Source organism: Allobosea sp. OAE752 (assembly GCF_050433265.1).
Taxonomy (GTDB): Bacteria; Pseudomonadota; Alphaproteobacteria; order Rhizobiales; family Beijerinckiaceae; genus Allobosea; species Allobosea spartocytisi.
The window spans coordinates 243307-261457 of record NZ_JBNPXO010000001.1 but is presented as its reverse complement, the minus strand read 5'-3'; the positions used below and the strand labels follow the sequence as shown (position 1 = coordinate 261457).

Sequence of the window (18151 nt, the reverse complement as noted above, 5' to 3'; positions counted from 1 at the left end):
CGGCTCAGCGGTGTTCATCGGGCAGACGGCCGGGATAGATCATGCTTTTGACCATGCCGGCTTCGTTGGCGGCATGGCGGCGGAAGGCGGCCGGCCCCTCGGCGAGGGGGAAGCGATGGCTGACCACGGCCTCGACATCGACCTTGCCGAGCGCCACCAATTCGATCGCGCGCGGATAGACATGGCCCATCCGGCGCGAGAACTTGATGTTGAGCCCGCGCCTGCGGGCTTCCGCGGCCGGGATCACGTAGCTGTCGCCGTCGGGGATGCCGACCAGCACGACACGGCCGCCGATGCGGGCGGCGCGGATGGCGTCGCGGAAACCCTCGGGAGCGTTCGTCGCCTCGATCACCAGTGGCAGGCCCTCGCCCTTCGTCCATTCGGCGATGTCGGTGACATCAGCACCGGCCTTGCTGGCGCCGAGCTTCAGCGCCAACTCGCGGCGATGTGGCTGCGGATCGCAGGCGAGAATCTCGCCGACGCCGGCCGTGCGGAGCACTTGCAGGATCAGGAGGCCGATCGGGCCGCAGCCGATCAGCGCCACGCGTTCGAGCAGGCGCGGCTTGGCGAGATCGACCGCATGGATCGCGACGCCGAGCGGCTCAAGCATCACCGCATCGCTCGGCGAGAAGGTCTCGGGCACCGGCACGATCTGCGATTTCGGCACCCAGATTCGCTCTGTCATCGCCCCGTCATGCGGGGGAGCCCCGATGAAGACGACCTCGGGGCAGAGATTGGGATGCCCGCTCCGGCAATGCTCGCACTGCCCGCAGGCCTGGTTGGGATCGACGGCGACCAGCGCTCCGCGCGCAAGGCCGAGATCCGGCAAATCCTCCGTCAGCCAGCCGCTGAATTCATGGCCGGGGACGAAGGGCGTCGCGATCACGGCCGAGCCGATGCCGCCATCCTTGTAGTAGTGCAGATCGCTGCCGCAGAGCCCGACGGCGGCGACATCGAGCAGGGTTTCGCCCGCCGCTCCCTCGCGGAGATTGAACGGCGCGAGGCGCGCATCGCCTGCGGCGTGGAGGAAGACTGCACGGGACATGACGGTCGCCACTCGTTTTGCGAGGGATCTTATGCAAATGTATTTTGTGATTTACATTGGTTTGAGTCAAGCATGAAACCGTCGGGGCTCCCTGCGTTGTGGCAGAGTGCGAAAGCGATGTAAGCCAGCCTGGAAGACTCTGCCGACCGCCGCCGCGCATGCCGCAGGCAGCTCCCATCGCATCAGGATACCGCCATGCCGGAGGAACCGCAGACGCAAGTTCGAGCCGCCTGGCTCTATTACATGGAAGGACTGACCCAGGCGGAGATCGCGGACCGGCTGAAGATGACCCGCCTGCGCGTCAATCGGCTCCTGGTCGAGGCGCGCAGCAATGGGCTGGTCAGCATTACCATCAATTCCCGGCTGGAGAGCTGCGTCCGGCTGGAGCGCGCGCTGATAGCGGAATTCGGCCTGAAGGACGCGATCGTGGTGCCGAGCCCCGCCGATCCCGATCAGATCGCAGCGCAGATTGGGAAGGCTGCCGGCGAGTTCGTTTCGCGAATCGTCGAGGAGAAGCCGAGCGGTATTGTCGGCGTCGGCTGGGGCGGCACGCTGAGGGAGACCATCCGCCATATCCGCGCCGGGCAGTATCGCGAACTCGCGGTGACCTCGATGATGGGCGGGCTGACCTACGGCATCGAGATCAACACCTTCGAGATCGCCAGCCGTTTCGCCCGGCTCTGGCAGGCCGAATGCCATTATCTGGCGGCGCCGATCTATGCCGGCGCCCCGCAATCGCGCGACACCATCCTGGCGCAGGACGTGTTCGAGGCGGCCTTCGCCCGGATCAGAGCGACCGATGTCGCGATCCTCAGCGCGGGCGATCTGAGCGAGCGCTCGCTGTTGGTGCGCTACGGGCTGCCGGGCGATGTCCGCGTTGCGGAACTCGCGGAAGCGGGCGCAGTCGGCGACATGCTCGGTCAGTTCATCGATCGCAGCGGGCAGGACATTGCGCATCCGATCAATCGCCGCGCCATCGCGCTCCCGCTCGACGCCCTGCGCCGGATACCGACCGTGATCCTCGCCTCCGGCGGGATCAACAAAGCTGAGGTCATCGCCGCCACGCTGCGCGGGAAGCTGGCCTCGGTGCTGATCACGGACGAGGAGGCGGCGGCCGCCGTGTTGCAGAGCGCGGCGCCGGCCTGACGGCCACGCCTCAGGGGCTGCGGATCGCCTGCAGCAGTTCCTCGTGGATCAGGCCGTTGGTGACGACCTTCTCCAGGTCCTCGTCAAGCGAGTCTACGCCGTCGACGGTCGTCACCTTCCCTCCGGCCGCCCGCACCAATGGCATCGCTGCGGCATGCGAGACGATATCGGCCTTGAGCCCGATGAAGGCATCGAGCCGCCCGGCCGCGACCAGCGACATCTCCAGTCCGCCGGAGACGATGACACGCACGCCCCGGCACAGGCCGGCGAGGCGCCGGATCACATCGCTCGTCCGGTTCGCGTCCTCGGTGCTGTAATGGGAAGTCAGGCAGATCGAGACGACGGCGTCGCTGAGGCGTTTCGTGGCGGAGACACTCGCCGGCCTGCCGTCGACCGTCGCGATGCCGCTTTCGGCGAAGCGCGCGGAGAGCCCGGCGAGCGGTGCATGGGTCAGGCCGAGCACGGTGCGGCCCCCTTCCTGATAGGCCAGGGTGACGGAGAACCAGGGCAGGCCGGAGGCGTAGTTCACCGTGCCGTCGAGCGGGTCGATGATCCAGCGCGGCGCTGCTTCCGAGCCGCTGAAGCCGGCCTCTTCCGAGAGGATCGCCGCTTCGGGCGTCAGGGCGCGCAGGCCGTCGATGACCAGGCGTTCGGAGGCCAGATCGGCCGCCGTGACCACGTCGTTCAGCTCCTTGCGGGTGACGCCGAGCTCGGCGCCCTGCATCTGCACGAGAACCTCGCCGGCCCGGCGGGCGAGGGCGTCGGCCTGGTCGAGCAGGGCGAGAAGGCGAGGTTCGGTCATTGGGCAGGCACCGTTTGCGGCTTTCCGGGATAGGCGGGATCGAGCACGAAATCCCGGCGCGGTCCATAGTCGCCGATCGGCTGGAGATGGCTGACCATCCCGAGGCCGGGCTTCCAGACATGGAGGGCGAGTGCAGGCGGCTCCATCACAAACCTGTTCTCCGTGCCCGGTCTCAGGTCGAGCGCAACCTGATGGGCGGTGCCGGGCACGACATAGCCGATGGTGCCGGCGAAGCGCAGCTGGATCGGCCGGTGATAATGGCCGCAGAGCACGCGTTCGATCTCGGGATGGTCAGCGATCAATTCGGCGAAGCCCGACGAGATCTTGCAGGGCATGATGTCCATGCCGTCGACACCGACGGGGAAGGGCGGATGGTGCATGAAGATCACCGTCGGCTTGCCCTGTCCTTGCGCCAGTTGCTCGGCGAGCCAGGCCTCGCGCACGGCGCAGATCTCGCCGCCATCCTCGCCAGCGACGACGGTGTCGAGACCGATCAGCCGGACGGGAAAATCGTCGATGACATAATGCAGGAAGGCCGCCTGCGGCAGGTAGGGGTGATCGGGACGCAATTCCGCGGCGAAGGTGTCGCGGCGGTCATGGTTGCCTGGGATGACATAGATCGGCATCGGCAGGCGCCGCAGCGCCGCGCGGACGATGCCGTATTCCTCCGGCAGGCCGCAATCGGAGAGGTCTCCGGTGACCAGCACGCAATCGGGCCGCGGCTCCAGCTTCAGAATCTCGTCGACCGCCCGCTCGATCGCCGGATTGGTCTCGACGATGCCGTAGGCGGGGTTGCCGTGCGGGCGGGCATGGAAGTCGCTGAGCTGGGCGATGATCATCGGGGAGACGTCCGGCGGTCTGGAAAAGGGGAACCGCCCGGTCGAGTGAAGACCGGGCGGCGATGGGCAGGCGCCGAAGCGCGGCCGCTTACTTCATCAGGGCTTCGGTCTCGGAGACGATGCGCTCGATGCCGGCCTTGGGCTGAATCTCGCCGCGCATCACGCCGGCGACGACCTCGCGCTGCTGGCGCCAGATGCGCACCGAATTGCCGCCCGGATAGCCTTCCCACGGCGCGGCGCGGGAGACCTGGCCGTTGATCGTGCGGAAATTGGCGTTCTCCTTGTAGAACGGGCCGAGGAAGCCATCTTCGCCGGCGCGCAGATTGGTCGGCATGTAGCCGGCGGTCTCGACGACGATCTTCTGGGCTTCCGGTCCGGTGACGAACTTGATGAACTCCCAGGCGGCCTTCTGCTTGGCGGCGTCCTTGGCCGTGATCAGGGCGGCATTGCCGCCGGTCGGCAGCTTGCCCTTGGCCTTGTCGTCCACCGGGAAGAGCGCGGTCTTCAGCGTGAAGCGGTCACCGATCAGGTCGGTGACCTGGCGCAGGCGCGCAGGCGTGTCGAAGAAGATGCCGATCTTGCCGGCGATGAACTGCTGACGCGATTGGTCCCAGTCGATCAGCGGCATGCCGCCATCCGTGACGAAGCTGCGCAGCAGCGCCAGCGTCTTCTCGCCGGTCTCGCCGCCAAAGGCGACTTTCTTGCCGTCGGCCGAGAGCATGGAATGGCCGGCCTGCAGGATCACGCCGCGCCAGAGCCAGTCATCCGGCCAGTCGTGGATGTTGTAGGCCATGCCGGCGGTGTCGCCGCTGCGGATTTTCCTGGCGAGCGCGACGGTGTCGGCCCAGTTGTCGGGCATCTTGTCGGGGTCGCCGCCGGCCTTCTTCACCAGATCGGCGTTGAAGTACATCAGCGGCGTCGAGGCGTTGAAGGCGAGGCCGACCTGCTTGCCGTTGACCTGGCCGAGCGAGAGCAGCGCGTCGGAATAATTGGCCTTGCGCCAGGCTTCCGGCTCGGCCTTCAGCAGCGGGCCGAGATCCACGATCTGTTTGCGCTTGTCGAGGGTTTCGGTGAGCTCGGTCAGCAGGTGGAAGCCGGAATAGTAGACGTCCGGCAATTGGTTGGTGACGGACTGGCGCAGCATCGCCTGGTGGCCCTCGTCGTAGCTCGCAGCCGGCGCCCGGAAATTGATCTTGATGTCCGGGTGCTTCTTCATGAATTCCGCGGCGATCGGCTCGTGGAACTTGGCGAAAGCCGGGAAGGCGTAGAGCACGTCGAGCGTGACTGGCTCTGCCTTCGCGGCTGTCGAGGCGAGAAGGGTCAATGCCGCCGCGGCAAGGCCTTTGCCGAGAGGTTTCATGCGTGATCTCCTTGGCATGGACAGCGGAGCTGTCGGGTTGCAGTTGCTTCAGGCCTGAACTTTGGGGGGGCGCGGCCGTGCGGCCGGCTACTTCACCCCGGTCATGGTGATGCCGTCGATGAACCGGCGCCTCGCGACGAGGAAGGCGATGACGAGCGGCGCGGTCAGGATCGTCGCGGCGGCCGTCAGTGCGCCGTAATTCGATCCGGTCTCGGCATCGGCGAAGAACATCATCCCGAGCGGCGGTGGCGCGAGCTTGGCGTCGGAGATGACGATCAATGGCCAGTAGAGATCGTTCCAGTGCGCTACGGCGGAGAACACCGAGAAGGCGGCGATGGCCGGCCAGGCGCTCGGCGTGACGATGCGCCAGACGATCTCGAATTCGCTCATCCCGTCGAGCCGGGCGGCGTTGATGATGTCGTCGGGAAAGCTGCGGAAGAACTGGCGGAACAGGAAGATGGCGAAGACCGAGAGGAAGAACGGCACCATCATCGAGAAATAGGTGTTGAGCAGGCCGAGCTGTGCGAGCGCGATATAGAGCGGCATGGCCGGCACCTGCACCGGGATGCACAGGCCGAGCAAGACCAGCACGAAGAGCGTGTTGCGGCCGGGAAAGTCGAGCTTCGCCAGCGCATAGGCGCAGGGTATCGCGACCAGGAGCTGGACGATCAGGATGCCGCCGCAGAGGATGACGCCGTTCAGCGCGAAGCGCAGCAGCGGCGCCTTCTCCATGGCGAGGCCGTAATTCTGCAGCCCGTAGAATTGTTTCGGCCAGAGCGAGATCTCGGCGCTGAAGATTTCGGCCGGCGGTTTGATCGAAGTCACCAGCATCCAGATGAACGGCGCCAGCATGAAGATGGCGCCGGCGATCAGCACGCCATGGACCAGAGCTAGCACGAGGGCCCGGCGCAGCACCGAATGGGCGGGCGTGACCGGAACAGCAGGAAGCGCGAGATCGGCCATCAGTAATGCACCTTCTTGTCGAGGGCGAAGGTCTGCACGGCCGAGAAGACGAGGATGAAGGCGAGGAAGATGAAGGTCAGCGCCGCGGCATAGCCGGTGTGGAAATACTGAAAGCCCTCGAGATAGATGTTGTAGAGCAGCACCTCGGTCGACCCGACCGGGCCGCCGCGCGTCATCACCGCCACCGTGTCGAAGATCTTGAAGGCGGTGATCATCGTGGTGACCAGGACGAACATCGTGGTCGGCCCGAGCAGCGGCCAGGTGATGGTCAGGAAGCGGTCGATCCCGCTGGAGCAGCCGTCGATGTCGGCGGCCTCGTAGAGATCGCGCGGGATTGCGGTCAGCCCGGCCAGGAACAGGATCATGTTGAAGCCGATGAGCTGCCAGATGCCGATCACGGCGAGCGTCGCCAGTGCGGTCGAGGGTTCGCTGAGGAAGGCGATCGGGCCGATGCCGAGCCATTTCAGCAGGCCGTTGACCGGGCCGAGCGACGGATGGAGCAGGAACTGCCAGACGGTCGCCATGGCGATCAGGGTCGAGGTCACCGGCAGGAAATAGACCACCTCGTAGAAGGAGCGCGTGCGCTTGCGCCGATGCACCAGCACGGCAATCAGCAAGGCGCCGAACACGCCGCCGGGCACGACGATGGCGACATAAAGCAGCGTGTTGACGAGCGAGCGCCGGATGATCGGATCGGCCAGCGCCTTCTGGAAATTGGCGAGGCCAACCCAGTCCATGTCGACGCCGCCGAACTCGTAGTTCGTCAGGCTGAGCCATAGCAGGACAGCGAGCGGCAGCAGGATCGTCAGCAGGAGCAGGACGAAGGCCGGTAGCGCGAAGCCGAGCCCGGTGACACGCTCGATCCAGAGCCTGCGGCGCGCGGCGGGGGCAAGGCCGGCCGGGGCGGAGAGGGCGAGCGTCATGCCCCGGCCCTCAGTGGCACGACGGAGGCGGTCGCAGCACCGGGGCTGCGTGGCTCGATGCGCTCGCCATCGGCGGCAAAAACATGGGCTGCGGCCTCGTCGAAGCAGAGCGTGACCTCGGCGGTCTCGTTGACACCGGCGGCTACGGTCGGCGTCGCGCGCATCGTCACGCCGGTTGCATCGCGCCCGGCGAGGTCGAAATGCAGGATGTATTCGGAGCCGAGATTCTCCTTGCGCCGCAGTCGGGCCGAAAACCAGGCGCGCCCGCTGCCGGGCTCGCCCTGGACCAGCGAGAGGGCCTCGGAGCGGATGCCGAGCGTTACGGCCTGTCCTTGCGCCAGCGGGACGCCGAGCGCCAGGGGCCGGCCGAAGAGTTCGAGGCGGCCGCCGTTTGTAACCGTCGCCGGTAGCAGGTTGATCGCCGGGCTGCCGATGAATTGCGCGACCTTGAGCGAGGCCGGCTTCTCGTAGAGCTGCGAGGGCGTGCCGAGCTGCAGCACGGAGCCTGAATCCATCATCGCGACGCGGTCGGACATCGTCATCGCCTCGACCTGGTCGTGCGTGACATAGATGAAGGTCGCGCCGAGGCGCTTGTGCAGTTCGGCCAGCTCCGTGCGCATATGGACGCGCAGCTTGGCGTCGAGATTCGAGAGCGGCTCGTCCATCAGGAAGACGTCGGGGTTGCGCACCATCGCGCGACCGAGCGCGACGCGCTGGCGCTGCCCGCCGGAAAGCTGGGCCGGTTTGCGGGCGAGCAGATGGTCAAGCTGGAGCTGTGTCGCCACTGCCGCGACATCGGCCTCGATGCCGCGCATCACGGTTCGGCGCTGGGCGGAGAGCTGTCGCAGCAGCGGCAGGCGCTGCCAGAGCCTGAGCCGCGACATCGTCAGCGGCAGGGCGATGTTCGCGCCGACGCTCATATGCGGATAGAGCGCGTAGGACTGGAAGACCATGGCGACGCGCCGCTCATGCGGCCGCAGATGGTCGACGCCGCTGCCGCCGATCGCGACGCTGCCGCCGTCCTGGTGCTCGAGGCCGGCAATGATCCGGATCAGCGTCGATTTTCCGCAGCCGGACGGGCCGACCAGAGTCAGGAACTCGCCATCGGCGATATCGAGATCGACGCCGCCGAGAACCTTAGTCGGCCCGAAGGATTTGACGATCGAAGACAGTGTGACCTTGGCCATGGCGTTCGCCTTTCTGTGGCCCACTGGGCTCTTCGTTGGGCGTGTTTCGGCCCGGCACCCGCTGGCGGCCGGGGAGGCGTTTCAGGCGGCGCGCGGCGGATAGACCTCGTGGATCACGTCGTCGATCCAGAGTGTCTTCAGCGCGGGGATTTCGTGGATCTCGGCCGTGAAATCCCGGCCGTCGAAACCGTAGGAGACGGCGCCGAGCGTCGTCGTACCGGCCATGCCCGGCTGCAATTCGGGGCCGACGACGAAGCCGGAGGAAGGCCCCCAGATGTAGCGTGTGCCGGCGACCGTGAAGTCATGCGCGCGATGCAGATGGCCGCTCGCGACGAAGGCGATCTCGTGACGACGTACGAGGTCGAGCAGATGCGCGCGCGGCCGCGGCGGCACGCTCCAGTAACCCATGTCGCCCTCATCGGGCGTCTCGATAAAGAGCGGGCGGTGCAGGAACCAGCCGAGCCGACGGCCCTGCGCCTCGGCGATCTGTTGATCGAGCCAGGTGAGCTGGCGCTTCTCCTCGACCTCGTCGCTGCCGAACAGCATCGAATTGAGGCCGATCAGCCGCCAGTTCTCGAGATCGCGGACCCAGAAGTCGTCGCCGAGATGCTGGCGCCAGCGCGCGAGGCGGGCCTCGTTCACCGGCTGATGCGGGTGATAGGCCTCGCCGACATCATGATTGCCGGGGGTGCTGAGCACGGGCACGCCCAGTGTATCGAGCAGGGTGCGGCAATGGCGCATGTCCTCGTCCATATCGGCGCCATCGACGGTGACGTCGCCGGTATGGATGACGAGGTCCGGCGCCTGCCTCGCCAGCCAATCTGTCAGCGGCGCCCAATTATCGGCGAAATGCCGCTTGGTCGGGCTCAGATGCGTGTCGGAAATCTGCACGATACGCTGCATGTCCCCTCCGGAATTCGCCACTTCATCGGGCGACCGTCTCATCCCGGCGCGAGCGCCGGGCAGCGGCTTTGCCTCGGGCAATACAAATGAATGTTTGATGACACAATTGTATTTTAAGTGCTTGTTCGCCTGCTGCGACCGAAGACCGTTTCCGGCTAGAGATCGGTGCTTTGCGGCAGGATCACGAGGTCGCGGATCGTGACATTGCGGGGCCGGGTCAGCATGAAATGCACGGCTTCCGCCACCTCTTCGGCCTCGATCAGGCCGCCACGGGCGCGCTCGGCATCGAGTTTCTCCTGCGGCCAGTCCGCGATCAGCGCCGTTACGACAGGCCCGGGCAACACGGCGCCGACCCGCAGGCCGTGCGGGATGACCTGGCGGCGAAGCGTGTGGACGAAGGCCTGAACCGCATGTTTCGAGGCGGTGTAGACCGGCTCCCATATCACCGGAACGACGCCGGCCACCGAACTGGTGACGAGAATGTCTCCGGTCTTGCGCGCGATCATATGTGGCAGCACGGCATGGATGCTGCGGAAAACGGCGTTGACGTTGAGGTTGAGCATGCGGTCCCAGGCGTCGGGATCGCCCTCGCTCACCGGGCCGCCGACATAGGAGCCGGCATTTGCATGGAAGATGTCGAGCGGGCCTGCCTTGTCGAGGATCGCCGGCAGCATGCCGGTGACGGAGGCGGGGGCGGTCAAGTCGACGACGAGCGGGATGGCGTCGGCGCCGAGCGGCGCGCAGGCTTTCGCGAGGGCTTCGCCGTCGCGATCGACGAGCACGACGCGCGCGCCGGCCGCGAGAAGCCTTTTCGCGCAGGCGAGGCCGATCCCAGAGGCTGCGCCGGTGATCGCGGCGGTCTTTCCGGTCAGGTCTTGGGTCACGACGAGGTCTCCAGAGCTTGATGGCGCGCGGGCCGCATGAGCTCGCGGGCTGTGCGGGCGGCCGCCTGCAGCGTTTCGAAGGCGGCGAGGCGACGAGCGTGCAGATCAGCGATTTCGCCACCGGCAGGGACGAAGACGGCGGCGCCCGGCGCCATCCGGGTCATGGCCTCGCCAAGGTTGGGGAAGGTCTTCGCCGCTGTGGCCGCGAGCATGGCGGAGCCGAGCAGGACCGGGTCGATATCGTCAGGCGCCAGCAGTGGCAACTCGGAACAATCGGCCAGCAACTGCCGGATCAGGGGATGGCGTCCCGCGCCGCCGCTGAGCACGATCGCCTCGATCGTGGCGCCCTTGACCCGGCTCGCTTCGATGATCTGGCGCAGGCCGTAGCCGATCCCTGTCAGGCCGGCGATATAGAGCGCGACGAGGTCGTCGAGGTCGCGTTCCATGCCGAGCCCGGCGATCACGGCGCGCGCCTGCGGGTCGGCATGGGGGGAACGGTTGCCGAGAAAGTCGGGCACGACGATGATCTCGCCGGCGAGAAGGGCTGCTTTCGATGGCGTGGCCGCATGCCGGACCGCCTGAGCGGCGAGCCAGTCGGGCAGGGAGAGCCCTTCGCCTTCGGCGAGACGTTGCGCCTCGGGCGTTGCCGGGTGGAAGCCGATGAGCTGCTCGATGGCCGCGCCGGCTCCCGACTGCCCGCCCTCGCTGAGCCAGAGCCCTGGCGCCATCGCCGAGAAATACGGGCCCCAGATGCCGGGGATAAAGACCGGCTCGGCACTGCTCGCCATGGTGCAGGCCGAGGTGCCGAAGACATAGGCCATGCGGGTCAGCGCCGAACCGTGCGGCGAGCGTACGCCGACCGAGCCGACACCGCCGGCATGGGCATCGATCAGTCCGGCGGCGACGGCGGTGCCGGGCTTCAGGCCGAGCTCGGCAGCGGCCTGTTCGGTGAGCCCGGTGCCGAGTGCCGTGCCGCCCGGAACGATTTCGGTGCCGATCCGGGCGAGGCCCTCATCGGCGAGGTCGTCGAGCCCGACCCCGCGGAAATAGCTCGGGTCCCAGCGCCCCTCATGTGCGAGATAGGTCCATTTGCAGGTGACCGTGCAGGTCGAGCGCGCGAGCGAGCCGGTTGCGCGCCATGTCAGGAAATCCGGCAGGTCGAAGAACTGCCAGGCGGCATCATAGGTCTCAGGCAGGTTCTCCTTGAGCCAAAGCAGTTTCGGCGTTTCCATCTCCGGCGAGATCGTGCCGCCGACATAGGCGAGGACCGGATGGCGCGTCGCGTTGATGCGTTCGGCCTGCTCGATGGCGCGATGGTCCATCCAGACGATGATGTCGCGGCCGGCATCGCCATGGGCGCCGACCGGCAGCGGTTTTCCGCCCGGCCCGAGCACGACCAGCGAACAGGTCGCGTCGAAGCCGATGCCGGCGATGTCGTCCGGCGCGAGCCCGGCTTCCGCCATCGCTTCGCGCACACTGGTGCAGACCGCCTGCCAGATATCCGCGCTCGACTGCTCGGCGATATCAGGCCCGTCACGATAGAGCGCAATGTCGCGCTTCGCTGTCGCGAGCATGCGCCCTTGCTTGTCGAAGATGCCGGCCCGGGCGCTGCCGGTGCCGACATCGATGCCGATGAAATGCCCGGCCATATCAGGCCGCAGCGCGGTTCGGCGGCCCGGCGCGGGTGCCGTCCGGATTGCGCAGATAGACGCCGTGATCGAGCTGTTGGCGGCGCAGTTCACCCACATCGATATCGGCCGGCGGGCGGTTGCCGCGCACCGAAATCTTGGCAGCTCGGCCGGCAGCCTCGCCCATCGCCATGCAGGTCGCCATGACGCGGATCGCGCCCATCGCCTCATGGGTCGCGGAGATGCTGCGCCCGGCGACGAGCAGGTTGCCGATCTTCTGCGGCACCAGCGAGCGATACGGGATGTCGTAGCAGTCGCCGCACCAGATCAGCGTGCAGCCATCGTCTGACGGGCGGTGAATATCGATCGGGTAACTCGCCACCGCGATGGCATCGTCGAAATGCGTGCAGGCGAGCACGTCCTCCTGGGTCATCACATATTGCCCGCGGATGCGGCGCGTCTCGCGAATGCCGAGGAAGGGCGCGGTCTTGGTGAAATAGGCCTTCTCGAAGCCCGGCACGTAATTGACGAGATAGGTGACGATGTCGTCGATCTGGGCGCGGCCCTCGATCTCGCCCTTGGTCAGGCTGCGGGCATCGGTGCCGTCCGTGCCCTTGACGCGGGTCATGTTGATCCAGACCTCGCCCTTCTTCAGGCCGGTGATGATGATCGTGCGCTCGTTCGGGATCTGGAGGCCGCGCTCGGCCTTGGCCTTGGCCATGAGCTCGCGCATGCCGACGACGATGAACTGGTGGTTCTGGCCGAAATACTCGGCCGGGATGAAATCGGTGAGATAGGTTCGCGCGGCCGGCGGGGCATTGGCGATGGAAAGTCTCAAGGCATCGGTATCGACCCCGGCGAGGCAGAACATCAATGTCGGCGGCTGCATGCCGCCCTCGGCATTGCCCTTCTCGGTCGGCACGCCGGCGCTATAGGCGACGTCGGCATCGCCGCTGCAATCGATCACGACCTTCGCCAGAATGGCGGTGCGACCGCTCTTGCTCTCGGTGATGACGCCGCGGATCGTGTCGTTCTCTACCAGCGCTCCGGCGAAGAAGGTGTAGAACAGCACGTCGACGCCGGCTTCCGTCAGCATCTCCAGCGCCACCGTTTTCACCGCCTCGGGCTCGACCAGCGTGATGCCCATGTGGAGCGGGCAGGGGCGATGCTCGCTCGCGCCCTGGCGTTCCCGGCGCAGGCGCTCGATAAATTTCTGCGGCAGGCCGTCGATGATCTGGTTGCCCTTCTGGCCGAGGAAACCGAGCACCGGCAGGCCGATCGTCATGTTGCCGCCCACGAAGCTGCGGCTCTCGATCAGCCCGACCCGCAGGCCGTCCTCGGCGGCAGCGAGTGCGGCGGTGAGGCCTGATGGGCCGCCGCCGACGACGAGCACGTCATATTCGGCGGAGACGGGGATGGAGCGGGCCGGCTCCTCGATGAAGCGGGTCGCGGCGGTCGACATGGCGAGTTTCCTTCAAGGTGTCACGAAGTGTGCGAAAGCCTGCGGAACAGTGCGCCCCGCAGGTCGAAGAGTGATCAGGCCGGCATCATCGGCTTGACGCGTTCGATGATGGCGGAGACGGCGTCCTTGACCGGTTTGCGGCCGAGGACGGCGAGCTGGACCTCCTCGAGGAAAGTCGCCTGGGCGCGGGCAGCCTCCGGGAAAGGCGGGAAGGCGCCGCGCGCCGTCGCCAGCACCTTGGCTTCCACGGCGGCGAGCGCATTGCCGGCCTTCAGCTTCTCGTCGGCATAGGTCGAGACCCGCACCGGGCCGTTGCCGTTCAACGCCATGCCGAGCGTCACGCGCTTGCTGGAGACCTCTTTGATGAAGCTCCAGGCTAGCGCCTTGTCCTTCGCGTTCTTCGGGATCGACATCGCCCAGGCCTCGACGACCGAGGCCATCGGCATCTTGCCCTGGATCGCCTTTGAGCCGGGGAAGGGGACCGCCTTGATCTTGCCCGGGAATTTGCTCTGCTCGGCATTGTTGAGCTGCGCGCCCCGCGCGAAGGGCAGCACGGTGAAGGCGGCGCGGCCCTGCTGCAGCCAGGTGACCTGGTCGTCGTTCTTGGTCGTGGCGTAGCTGCGCGGCAGGCTGCCGCTTTCGAACATGCCGCGCAGAGCGCCTAGCCCCTGCTCCAGCGCTTCGCGGTTCGGCACCAGCTTGAGATCGGGGCCGATGAAATCGCCGCCATAGGCGCGGGCGAACATCACGGGAAAGACGGCGAGATCGCTCGCCAGCACCATCCCGGTCACCGGCGTGCCGGCCTTGGAGGTGAAGGTGGTCTTCTTCGCCTGCTCGATCAGCTCTTCCAGTGTCGCCGGCGGGGCGGAGATGCCGGCCTCCTCCAGCAACGCCTCGTTGTAGAACAGGCCTTGCGTCGCATGGCGGACGGGGATGCCGATCAGCTTGCCATCGACGGTCATGCCCTGCACGAGGCCGGACGCGATATCGCCGAAATCCTCGATCGCGTCCTTGTCCTGATAGGGGCCGAGCGGTTCGAACAGCGCGGCGATCTGGGAGGTCGGCCGGTTGTCGATGAGATAACCGACGCCGTACTCGGTCTCCTTCAGGCTGGCCTCGCGGAAGAGCCGGTCCTGCAGCGGGTTCGAGTCGAAGGTGGTGAAGGCGATCTCGGCATCGTTGGCCTTGCGCCAGCCGGCCATCAGGTCGCCATCGCCGCTGCCGAGCACAGTCTGGTGGACCTTGTGGCTGAGGACGTTCAGCGTCTTGCCCGCGGCGAACGCGGGAGCGACTGCGAGCGTGGCGGCGACGCCGGCCGAGCCGGCAACAAAGGCGCGGCGGGTGAGCTTGGTTTCAGGCTTGTTCGACATGTTCTTCCTCCCTCTTTTTGGTTGGCTATCCCTTCGTCGAACCGGCGGTGAGGCCGGCCACGAGGTAGCGGTTCATGAAGACGACGAAGACGAGGACGGGCACGAGCTGCACCGTCGCGGCGGCGAAGAGAATCCCCCAGTCGACCCCGTCGATGGAGCCGATCATCTCGGAGATCACGAGTGGGGCCGTCTTCGCCTTCGTCGCCGTGAAGATGAAGGCGAAGAGGAACTCGTTCCACGAGAAGACGATCACGAAGACCGCGACGGCGAGCACGCCGGGCATCGCCAGCGGCGCAATGACCTTGCGCAGAATGGTCATGCGGCTGGCGCCGTCTATCGACGCCGCCTCGTCCAGCTCGCGCGGGATCTGGTCCATGAAGGTGCGCATCAGCACCGTTCCCAGCGAGACGAAGAAGGTGGCGTAGAGCAGGATCAGGACGAGATGGGTGTCGCTGAGCCCCAGCCAGTTCACGATCGGGAAGAGCGGCAACGTCACCACGATCGGCGGGATCAGGCGTACGATGATGAGCCCGAGCAGGCTCGCGCCGAGCCAGCGGCCGGAATTGCGCGAATAGACATAGCCGGCGCAGGCGCTGGCGATGATGGCGAGCAGCGTCGCGCCGACCGTGATCAGCAGGCTGTTGAGCAGCCCCTCGAAGAACACGCCCCAAGAGCGCCAGAGCTCGACATAGTGCTTGAAGGTTGGGGTGAACAGCCATTTCGGTGGCACGGCGAAGATGTCCTGCCCCGGCTTCAGTGACGACAAGGCGATGAACAGGATCGGGAAGAGCGACCAGAACAGGATCGCGACGACCGCGAGCGCCTTGCCCAGCCCAATCAGGAGCCGCTCAGTGCGCATGGGCGACACCTCCGCGCCTGAGCAGGAAGACATAGGCGCCGGCGAGCAGCAGCGAGGCCAGCACCATAATCCAGGCGGTTGCTGCGGCCGGGCCGAACGCGTTGAAGCTGAAGGCCTCCTGATAGAGGTAGACCGCCACGACCTCGGTCGAGCGGGCCGGCCCGCCCTTGGTCAGCAACCACGCCTCCGAGAACAGGCGGAAGGCGAAGATGTAGCGGAAGAGCAGCGCGATCAGCATGGCCGGGCCGAGCAGGGGCAGAGTCACGCGGCGGAAGGCCTGCCAGCGCGTCGCGCCGTCGATCCGGGCGGCTTCGTAGAGCTCGGCCGGGATGGCGAGCCGCGCCGCATAGACGATGACGAAGGTGAAGGGCAGGTGCAGCCAGATCGTCAGAAGGCCGATCAGGATCATCGCGTGCGAGGGCTCGAACGACCAGTCGAGCGAGGGCAGGCCAAGCGCGTGCAGGGCGAGCGTGATCGGCCCGGCATCGGGATCGAACAGGAAGCGCCACATCACGACGGCTGTGACCTCGCTGACCGCATAGGGCGCGAGCACCGCGACAAGCAGGAAGCGCCGGAAGGGCAGGCCGCTGGCGAAGAGCAGGGCCATGCCGAGGCCGACCGCCAGCTCCAGATGCACGGCTACGACGACGAGGACGACGGTGTTCCAGAGCGCGCTGAGGAAGGCGGGATCGGTCAGGACGCGCCAGTAATTCTGCAGGCCGACGAAGCTCGGCGCCTGGCCGAAGCTCGACGTGTTGAGGCTCAGCCATACGACATAGAGCGACGGCAGCACGATCACGCTCAGGATGAGCAGATGCACCGGCGCCAGCAGCGGCAGTATCCGTGCCGTTCTTTGCAATTGCACGCGTTCCTCCGGACTTCTTTCGTTCCGGGCTCTGTCGGCCCGGTGATTGCGGACGCTATGCGTCCGTCAGTGAATGGCTTTGGGCGCTGCGGCCGCTTCCTCCGTTCGTGGCGCGGCGTCGAGAGCGTCCCTTTCGCCGGCGGCGCCGGGCGACAGGTCGCGCACGGAATCGCGGACTTGCAGGCTGGTCTGCAGCACGATGGTCTGCGGCAGCGCCTCATCGCCCGCCATGCGCGCACGCAGGCGCTGCCAGGCTGCTGCAGCGATCTCCGCGACCGGCTGGCGGATCGCGGTCAGCCCAGTCTTGCGGGCGCTCATCCAGGGGTAGTCGTCGAAGCCGATCACCGAGACGGGGTCGGGAACGTCGATCCTGAGCCGCGCGAGCGCCGACAGGGCGCTCAGCGTCGTGACATTGGTCAGTGCGATGACGGCGCTCGGCCGCGCGTGCCGCTCCAGCCAGTGCCGGAACAGCTCCGCTCCCCGCTCGGCGACAGAGCCAAGCTCGACCACCGTCGCCTCGACGCCCGCCGCCCTGCGGATCAGCTCGCAAGCCCCGCGAACGCGCTCGCGGATCGGGGAGATGGCAAGGCTTGAGGCGGCGATGACGATGTCGCGGTGGCCGAGGCCGAGCAGATGACGGGCGGCAATCTCGCCGGCTTCGCGGTTGTCGATCGCCACTGTGTCGACGGCCGAGCCCTCGGGCGGAACACGGTCGGCGAAGACCATCGGCAGCCGCCCGATCTCTCCCGCGAGGCCACGCGGCATCGCATCCGAGCAGGGCACCACGATCAGGCCGGAGGGGCGCCATGCCAGCAAGGTGCGCAGGCGCGATTGTTCAAGACCGATATCATCGCGCGAACTGGCGACGAGGATGTCGTAGCCATCCGCCTGCGCCATCACCTCGAGCTGCGACACCAGCGAGGTGAAGAAGACGTCGTCGAGATCGGGCACGAGCACGCCGACGACCTTGGCCTGGCCGGAGCGGAGCTGCGAGGCGGCACGATCGACCTGATAGGCAAGTTCGTCCGCGGCCTTGAGCACGCGCTCGCGCAGATCGGCGTTCACCGGCTTGTTGCCGCTGAACACATTCGAGACCGTCGCAATCGAAACGCCGGCGCGTGCCGCGACATCCCTGATCGTGATCCGTCGATCGTCCATAGCGTCCTGTTAAACGTTTTGCAGAAAAACGTTTAACAGGGCGCGCTTTGCTGCACAAGTGCTCGCTGCGTTCTCGAGGACATAACCAATTCCTCCCGACGGACGCGGGGGGCTCGCCGAAGCCGTTCGGAACCGACAGAGTCGGAAGCGCCAAGCCCGATCATAGTTTTGAAAAGCTTCGCGTTGAGTTCAGCCATGGCCGGTCCGACAAAATAAGCTCTCGGGATAGATTGAGCGAGACGACATTGTCGTTGGCCTATCGACCGGCCAGATCGATAACGAAAGGGCTGTATGCGTCTCCTTGTGATCTCCGATCTCCACTTGGAATTTGGCCCTTCCGAGTTCCCTGCCGAACTCCCTGACTTCGGTGTCGCGGTTTCGCCGGCGACATTCATCGGCCGGCTACCCCCGCGGTCGAACGATGCCGCCGCGGTGCCAGGGGCGTCAGGCAAGCCGGGCAGCAGCGAGGCGGGCGGATTAGCCCTCTGTCCTTCGCCGTCGCGCCTGCCCCCGGCCAACCCGGCTCACATACCGCCAGGCCGACTGGCAAAGCTCAGTGTCAGGAGATGTTGGCATATGGCATTTGGACGATGTCGCTGTAGGCAGCAGACGCCGAAGTTCGATGTTTGAATTGGATCGCTCGGAAGCAGACCTTCCGAAGGTCGGGAAGGGGCCAATCGCAGGCGTGTACTCGTAACGATCCGCCGACATGCCGAGACTCAACCTGCCACGTTGGGGGGGGCGATATGAGGTCGCG

16 protein-coding genes are annotated in these 18151 nt (G+C 66.5%); 1 reads left to right on the top strand and 15 read right to left on the bottom strand.

Annotation, left to right across the window (positions count from 1 at the left end; translation table 11 throughout):
• Positions 1-4: 4 nt before the first annotated feature.
• Entirely contained in the window at positions 5-1045 is a 1041-nt protein-coding gene (locus tag GGC47_RS01250; RefSeq protein WP_112765147.1) for a zinc-dependent alcohol dehydrogenase, read from the bottom strand.
• Positions 1046-1240: 195 nt separating this feature from the next.
• On the opposite strand from GGC47_RS01250, the gene GGC47_RS01245 reads away from it, so the two are divergent.
• Positions 1241-2191 (top strand): sugar-binding transcriptional regulator, encoded by a 951-nt coding sequence (locus GGC47_RS01245; protein WP_142020369.1) that lies wholly within the window; start codon positions 1241-1243, stop codon positions 2189-2191.
• 10 nt (positions 2192-2201) lie between these two features.
• On the opposite strand, the gene GGC47_RS01240 is transcribed toward GGC47_RS01245, so the two are convergent.
• The 14 genes from GGC47_RS01240 to GGC47_RS01175 form a co-directional block, all read right to left on the bottom strand.
• Positions 2202-2993, bottom strand: a complete 792-nt coding sequence (locus tag GGC47_RS01240; protein ID WP_113253171.1) for an inositol monophosphatase family protein — start codon at positions 2991-2993, stop codon at positions 2202-2204.
• The gene (locus GGC47_RS01235) at positions 2990-3832 is read right to left on the bottom strand and encodes a phosphodiesterase (RefSeq protein WP_142020370.1); all 843 of its coding nucleotides are present in this window, start codon (positions 3830-3832) and stop codon (positions 2990-2992) included. Before GGC47_RS01235 ends, GGC47_RS01240 begins: the two co-directional genes overlap by 4 nt.
• Before the next feature lie 88 nt (positions 3833-3920).
• Positions 3921-5192, bottom strand: coding sequence for an ABC transporter substrate-binding protein (locus GGC47_RS01230; RefSeq protein ID WP_370953985.1), 1272 nt, complete (start codon positions 5190-5192; stop codon positions 3921-3923).
• An 87-nt stretch (positions 5193-5279) separates the two neighbouring features.
• Positions 5280-6155, bottom strand: a complete 876-nt coding sequence (locus GGC47_RS01225) for a carbohydrate ABC transporter permease (protein WP_113253174.1) — start codon at positions 6153-6155, stop codon at positions 5280-5282.
• Positions 6155-7078: a carbohydrate ABC transporter permease gene (locus tag GGC47_RS01220; protein WP_429066573.1), complete on the bottom strand. Its 924-nt coding sequence runs from the start codon at positions 7076-7078 to the stop codon at positions 6155-6157. The genes GGC47_RS01225 and GGC47_RS01220 overlap by 1 nt, the downstream gene beginning before the upstream one ends.
• Positions 7075-8265: an ABC transporter ATP-binding protein gene (locus GGC47_RS01215; RefSeq protein WP_429066570.1), complete on the bottom strand. Its 1191-nt coding sequence runs from the start codon at positions 8263-8265 to the stop codon at positions 7075-7077. Before GGC47_RS01215 ends, GGC47_RS01220 begins: the two co-directional genes overlap by 4 nt.
• Positions 8266-8346: 81 nt before the next feature.
• Positions 8347-9168 carry a metallophosphoesterase family protein gene (locus GGC47_RS01210; RefSeq protein ID WP_429066567.1) on the bottom strand — a complete coding sequence of 274 codons (822 nt, stop codon included), beginning with the start codon at positions 9166-9168 and terminating at the stop codon, positions 8347-8349.
• Positions 9169-9323: 155 nt separating this feature from the next.
• Positions 9324-10052 carry an SDR family oxidoreductase gene (locus tag GGC47_RS01205; RefSeq protein ID WP_112765138.1) on the bottom strand — a complete coding sequence of 243 codons (729 nt, stop codon included), beginning with the start codon at positions 10050-10052 and terminating at the stop codon, positions 9324-9326.
• Positions 10049-11701, bottom strand: coding sequence for an FGGY-family carbohydrate kinase (locus GGC47_RS01200; protein WP_429066564.1), 1653 nt, complete (start codon positions 11699-11701; stop codon positions 10049-10051). Before GGC47_RS01200 ends, GGC47_RS01205 begins: the two co-directional genes overlap by 4 nt.
• 1 nt (position 11702) lies before the next feature.
• On the bottom strand, positions 11703-13142 hold the full coding sequence (locus GGC47_RS01195; RefSeq protein WP_113253179.1) for an FAD-dependent oxidoreductase: 1440 nt from the start codon (positions 13140-13142) through the stop codon (positions 11703-11705).
• A gap of 74 nt (positions 13143-13216) precedes the next feature.
• Positions 13217-14512, bottom strand: coding sequence for an ABC transporter substrate-binding protein (locus tag GGC47_RS01190; protein WP_142020379.1), 1296 nt, complete (start codon positions 14510-14512; stop codon positions 13217-13219).
• Between the two features lie 25 nt (positions 14513-14537).
• Positions 14538-15371 (bottom strand): carbohydrate ABC transporter permease, encoded by an 834-nt coding sequence (locus GGC47_RS01185; RefSeq protein ID WP_142020380.1) that lies wholly within the window; start codon positions 15369-15371, stop codon positions 14538-14540.
• Entirely contained in the window at positions 15361-16236 is an 876-nt protein-coding gene (locus tag GGC47_RS01180; protein WP_142020381.1) for a carbohydrate ABC transporter permease, read from the bottom strand. The genes GGC47_RS01185 and GGC47_RS01180 overlap by 11 nt, the downstream gene beginning before the upstream one ends.
• Before the next feature lie 66 nt (positions 16237-16302).
• The gene (locus GGC47_RS01175) at positions 16303-17394 is read right to left on the bottom strand and encodes a LacI family DNA-binding transcriptional regulator (RefSeq protein ID WP_142020382.1); all 1092 of its coding nucleotides are present in this window, start codon (positions 17392-17394) and stop codon (positions 16303-16305) included.
• Positions 17395-18151: the final 757 nt, after the last annotated feature.

What these genes read in the sequence shown, in the direction of transcription:
- GGC47_RS01250 (WP_112765147.1), bottom strand. Translation starts at nt 1,045, where the DNA reads ATGTCCCGTGCAGTCTTCCTCCACGCCGCAGGCGATGCGCGCCTCGCG.
- GGC47_RS01185 (WP_142020380.1), bottom strand. Translation starts at nt 15,371, where the DNA reads ATGCGCACTGAGCGGCTCCTGATTGGGCTGGGCAAGGCGCTCGCGGTC.
- GGC47_RS01210 (WP_429066567.1), bottom strand. Translation starts at nt 9,168, where the DNA reads ATGCAGCGTATCGTGCAGATTTCCGACACGCATCTGAGCCCGACCAAG.
- GGC47_RS01215 (WP_429066570.1), bottom strand. Translation starts at nt 8,265, where the DNA reads ATGGCCAAGGTCACACTGTCTTCGATCGTCAAATCCTTCGGGCCGACT.
- GGC47_RS01225 (WP_113253174.1), bottom strand. Translation starts at nt 6,155, where the DNA reads ATGGCCGATCTCGCGCTTCCTGCTGTTCCGGTCACGCCCGCCCATTCG.
- GGC47_RS01220 (WP_429066573.1), bottom strand. Translation starts at nt 7,078, where the DNA reads ATGACGCTCGCCCTCTCCGCCCCGGCCGGCCTTGCCCCCGCCGCGCGC.
- GGC47_RS01190 (WP_142020379.1), bottom strand. Translation starts at nt 14,512, where the DNA reads ATGTCGAACAAGCCTGAAACCAAGCTCACCCGCCGCGCCTTTGTTGCC.
- GGC47_RS01245 (WP_142020369.1), top strand. Translation starts at nt 1,241, where the DNA reads ATGCCGGAGGAACCGCAGACGCAAGTTCGAGCCGCCTGGCTCTATTAC.
- GGC47_RS01235 (WP_142020370.1), bottom strand. Translation starts at nt 3,832, where the DNA reads ATGATCATCGCCCAGCTCAGCGACTTCCATGCCCGCCCGCACGGCAAC.
- GGC47_RS01240 (WP_113253171.1), bottom strand. Translation starts at nt 2,993, where the DNA reads ATGACCGAACCTCGCCTTCTCGCCCTGCTCGACCAGGCCGACGCCCTC.
- GGC47_RS01200 (WP_429066564.1), bottom strand. Translation starts at nt 11,701, where the DNA reads ATGGCCGGGCATTTCATCGGCATCGATGTCGGCACCGGCAGCGCCCGG.
- GGC47_RS01230 (WP_370953985.1), bottom strand. Translation starts at nt 5,192, where the DNA reads ATGAAACCTCTCGGCAAAGGCCTTGCCGCGGCGGCATTGACCCTTCTC.
- GGC47_RS01195 (WP_113253179.1), bottom strand. Translation starts at nt 13,142, where the DNA reads ATGTCGACCGCCGCGACCCGCTTCATCGAGGAGCCGGCCCGCTCCATC.
- GGC47_RS01175 (WP_142020382.1), bottom strand. Translation starts at nt 17,394, where the DNA reads ATGGACGATCGACGGATCACGATCAGGGATGTCGCGGCACGCGCCGGC.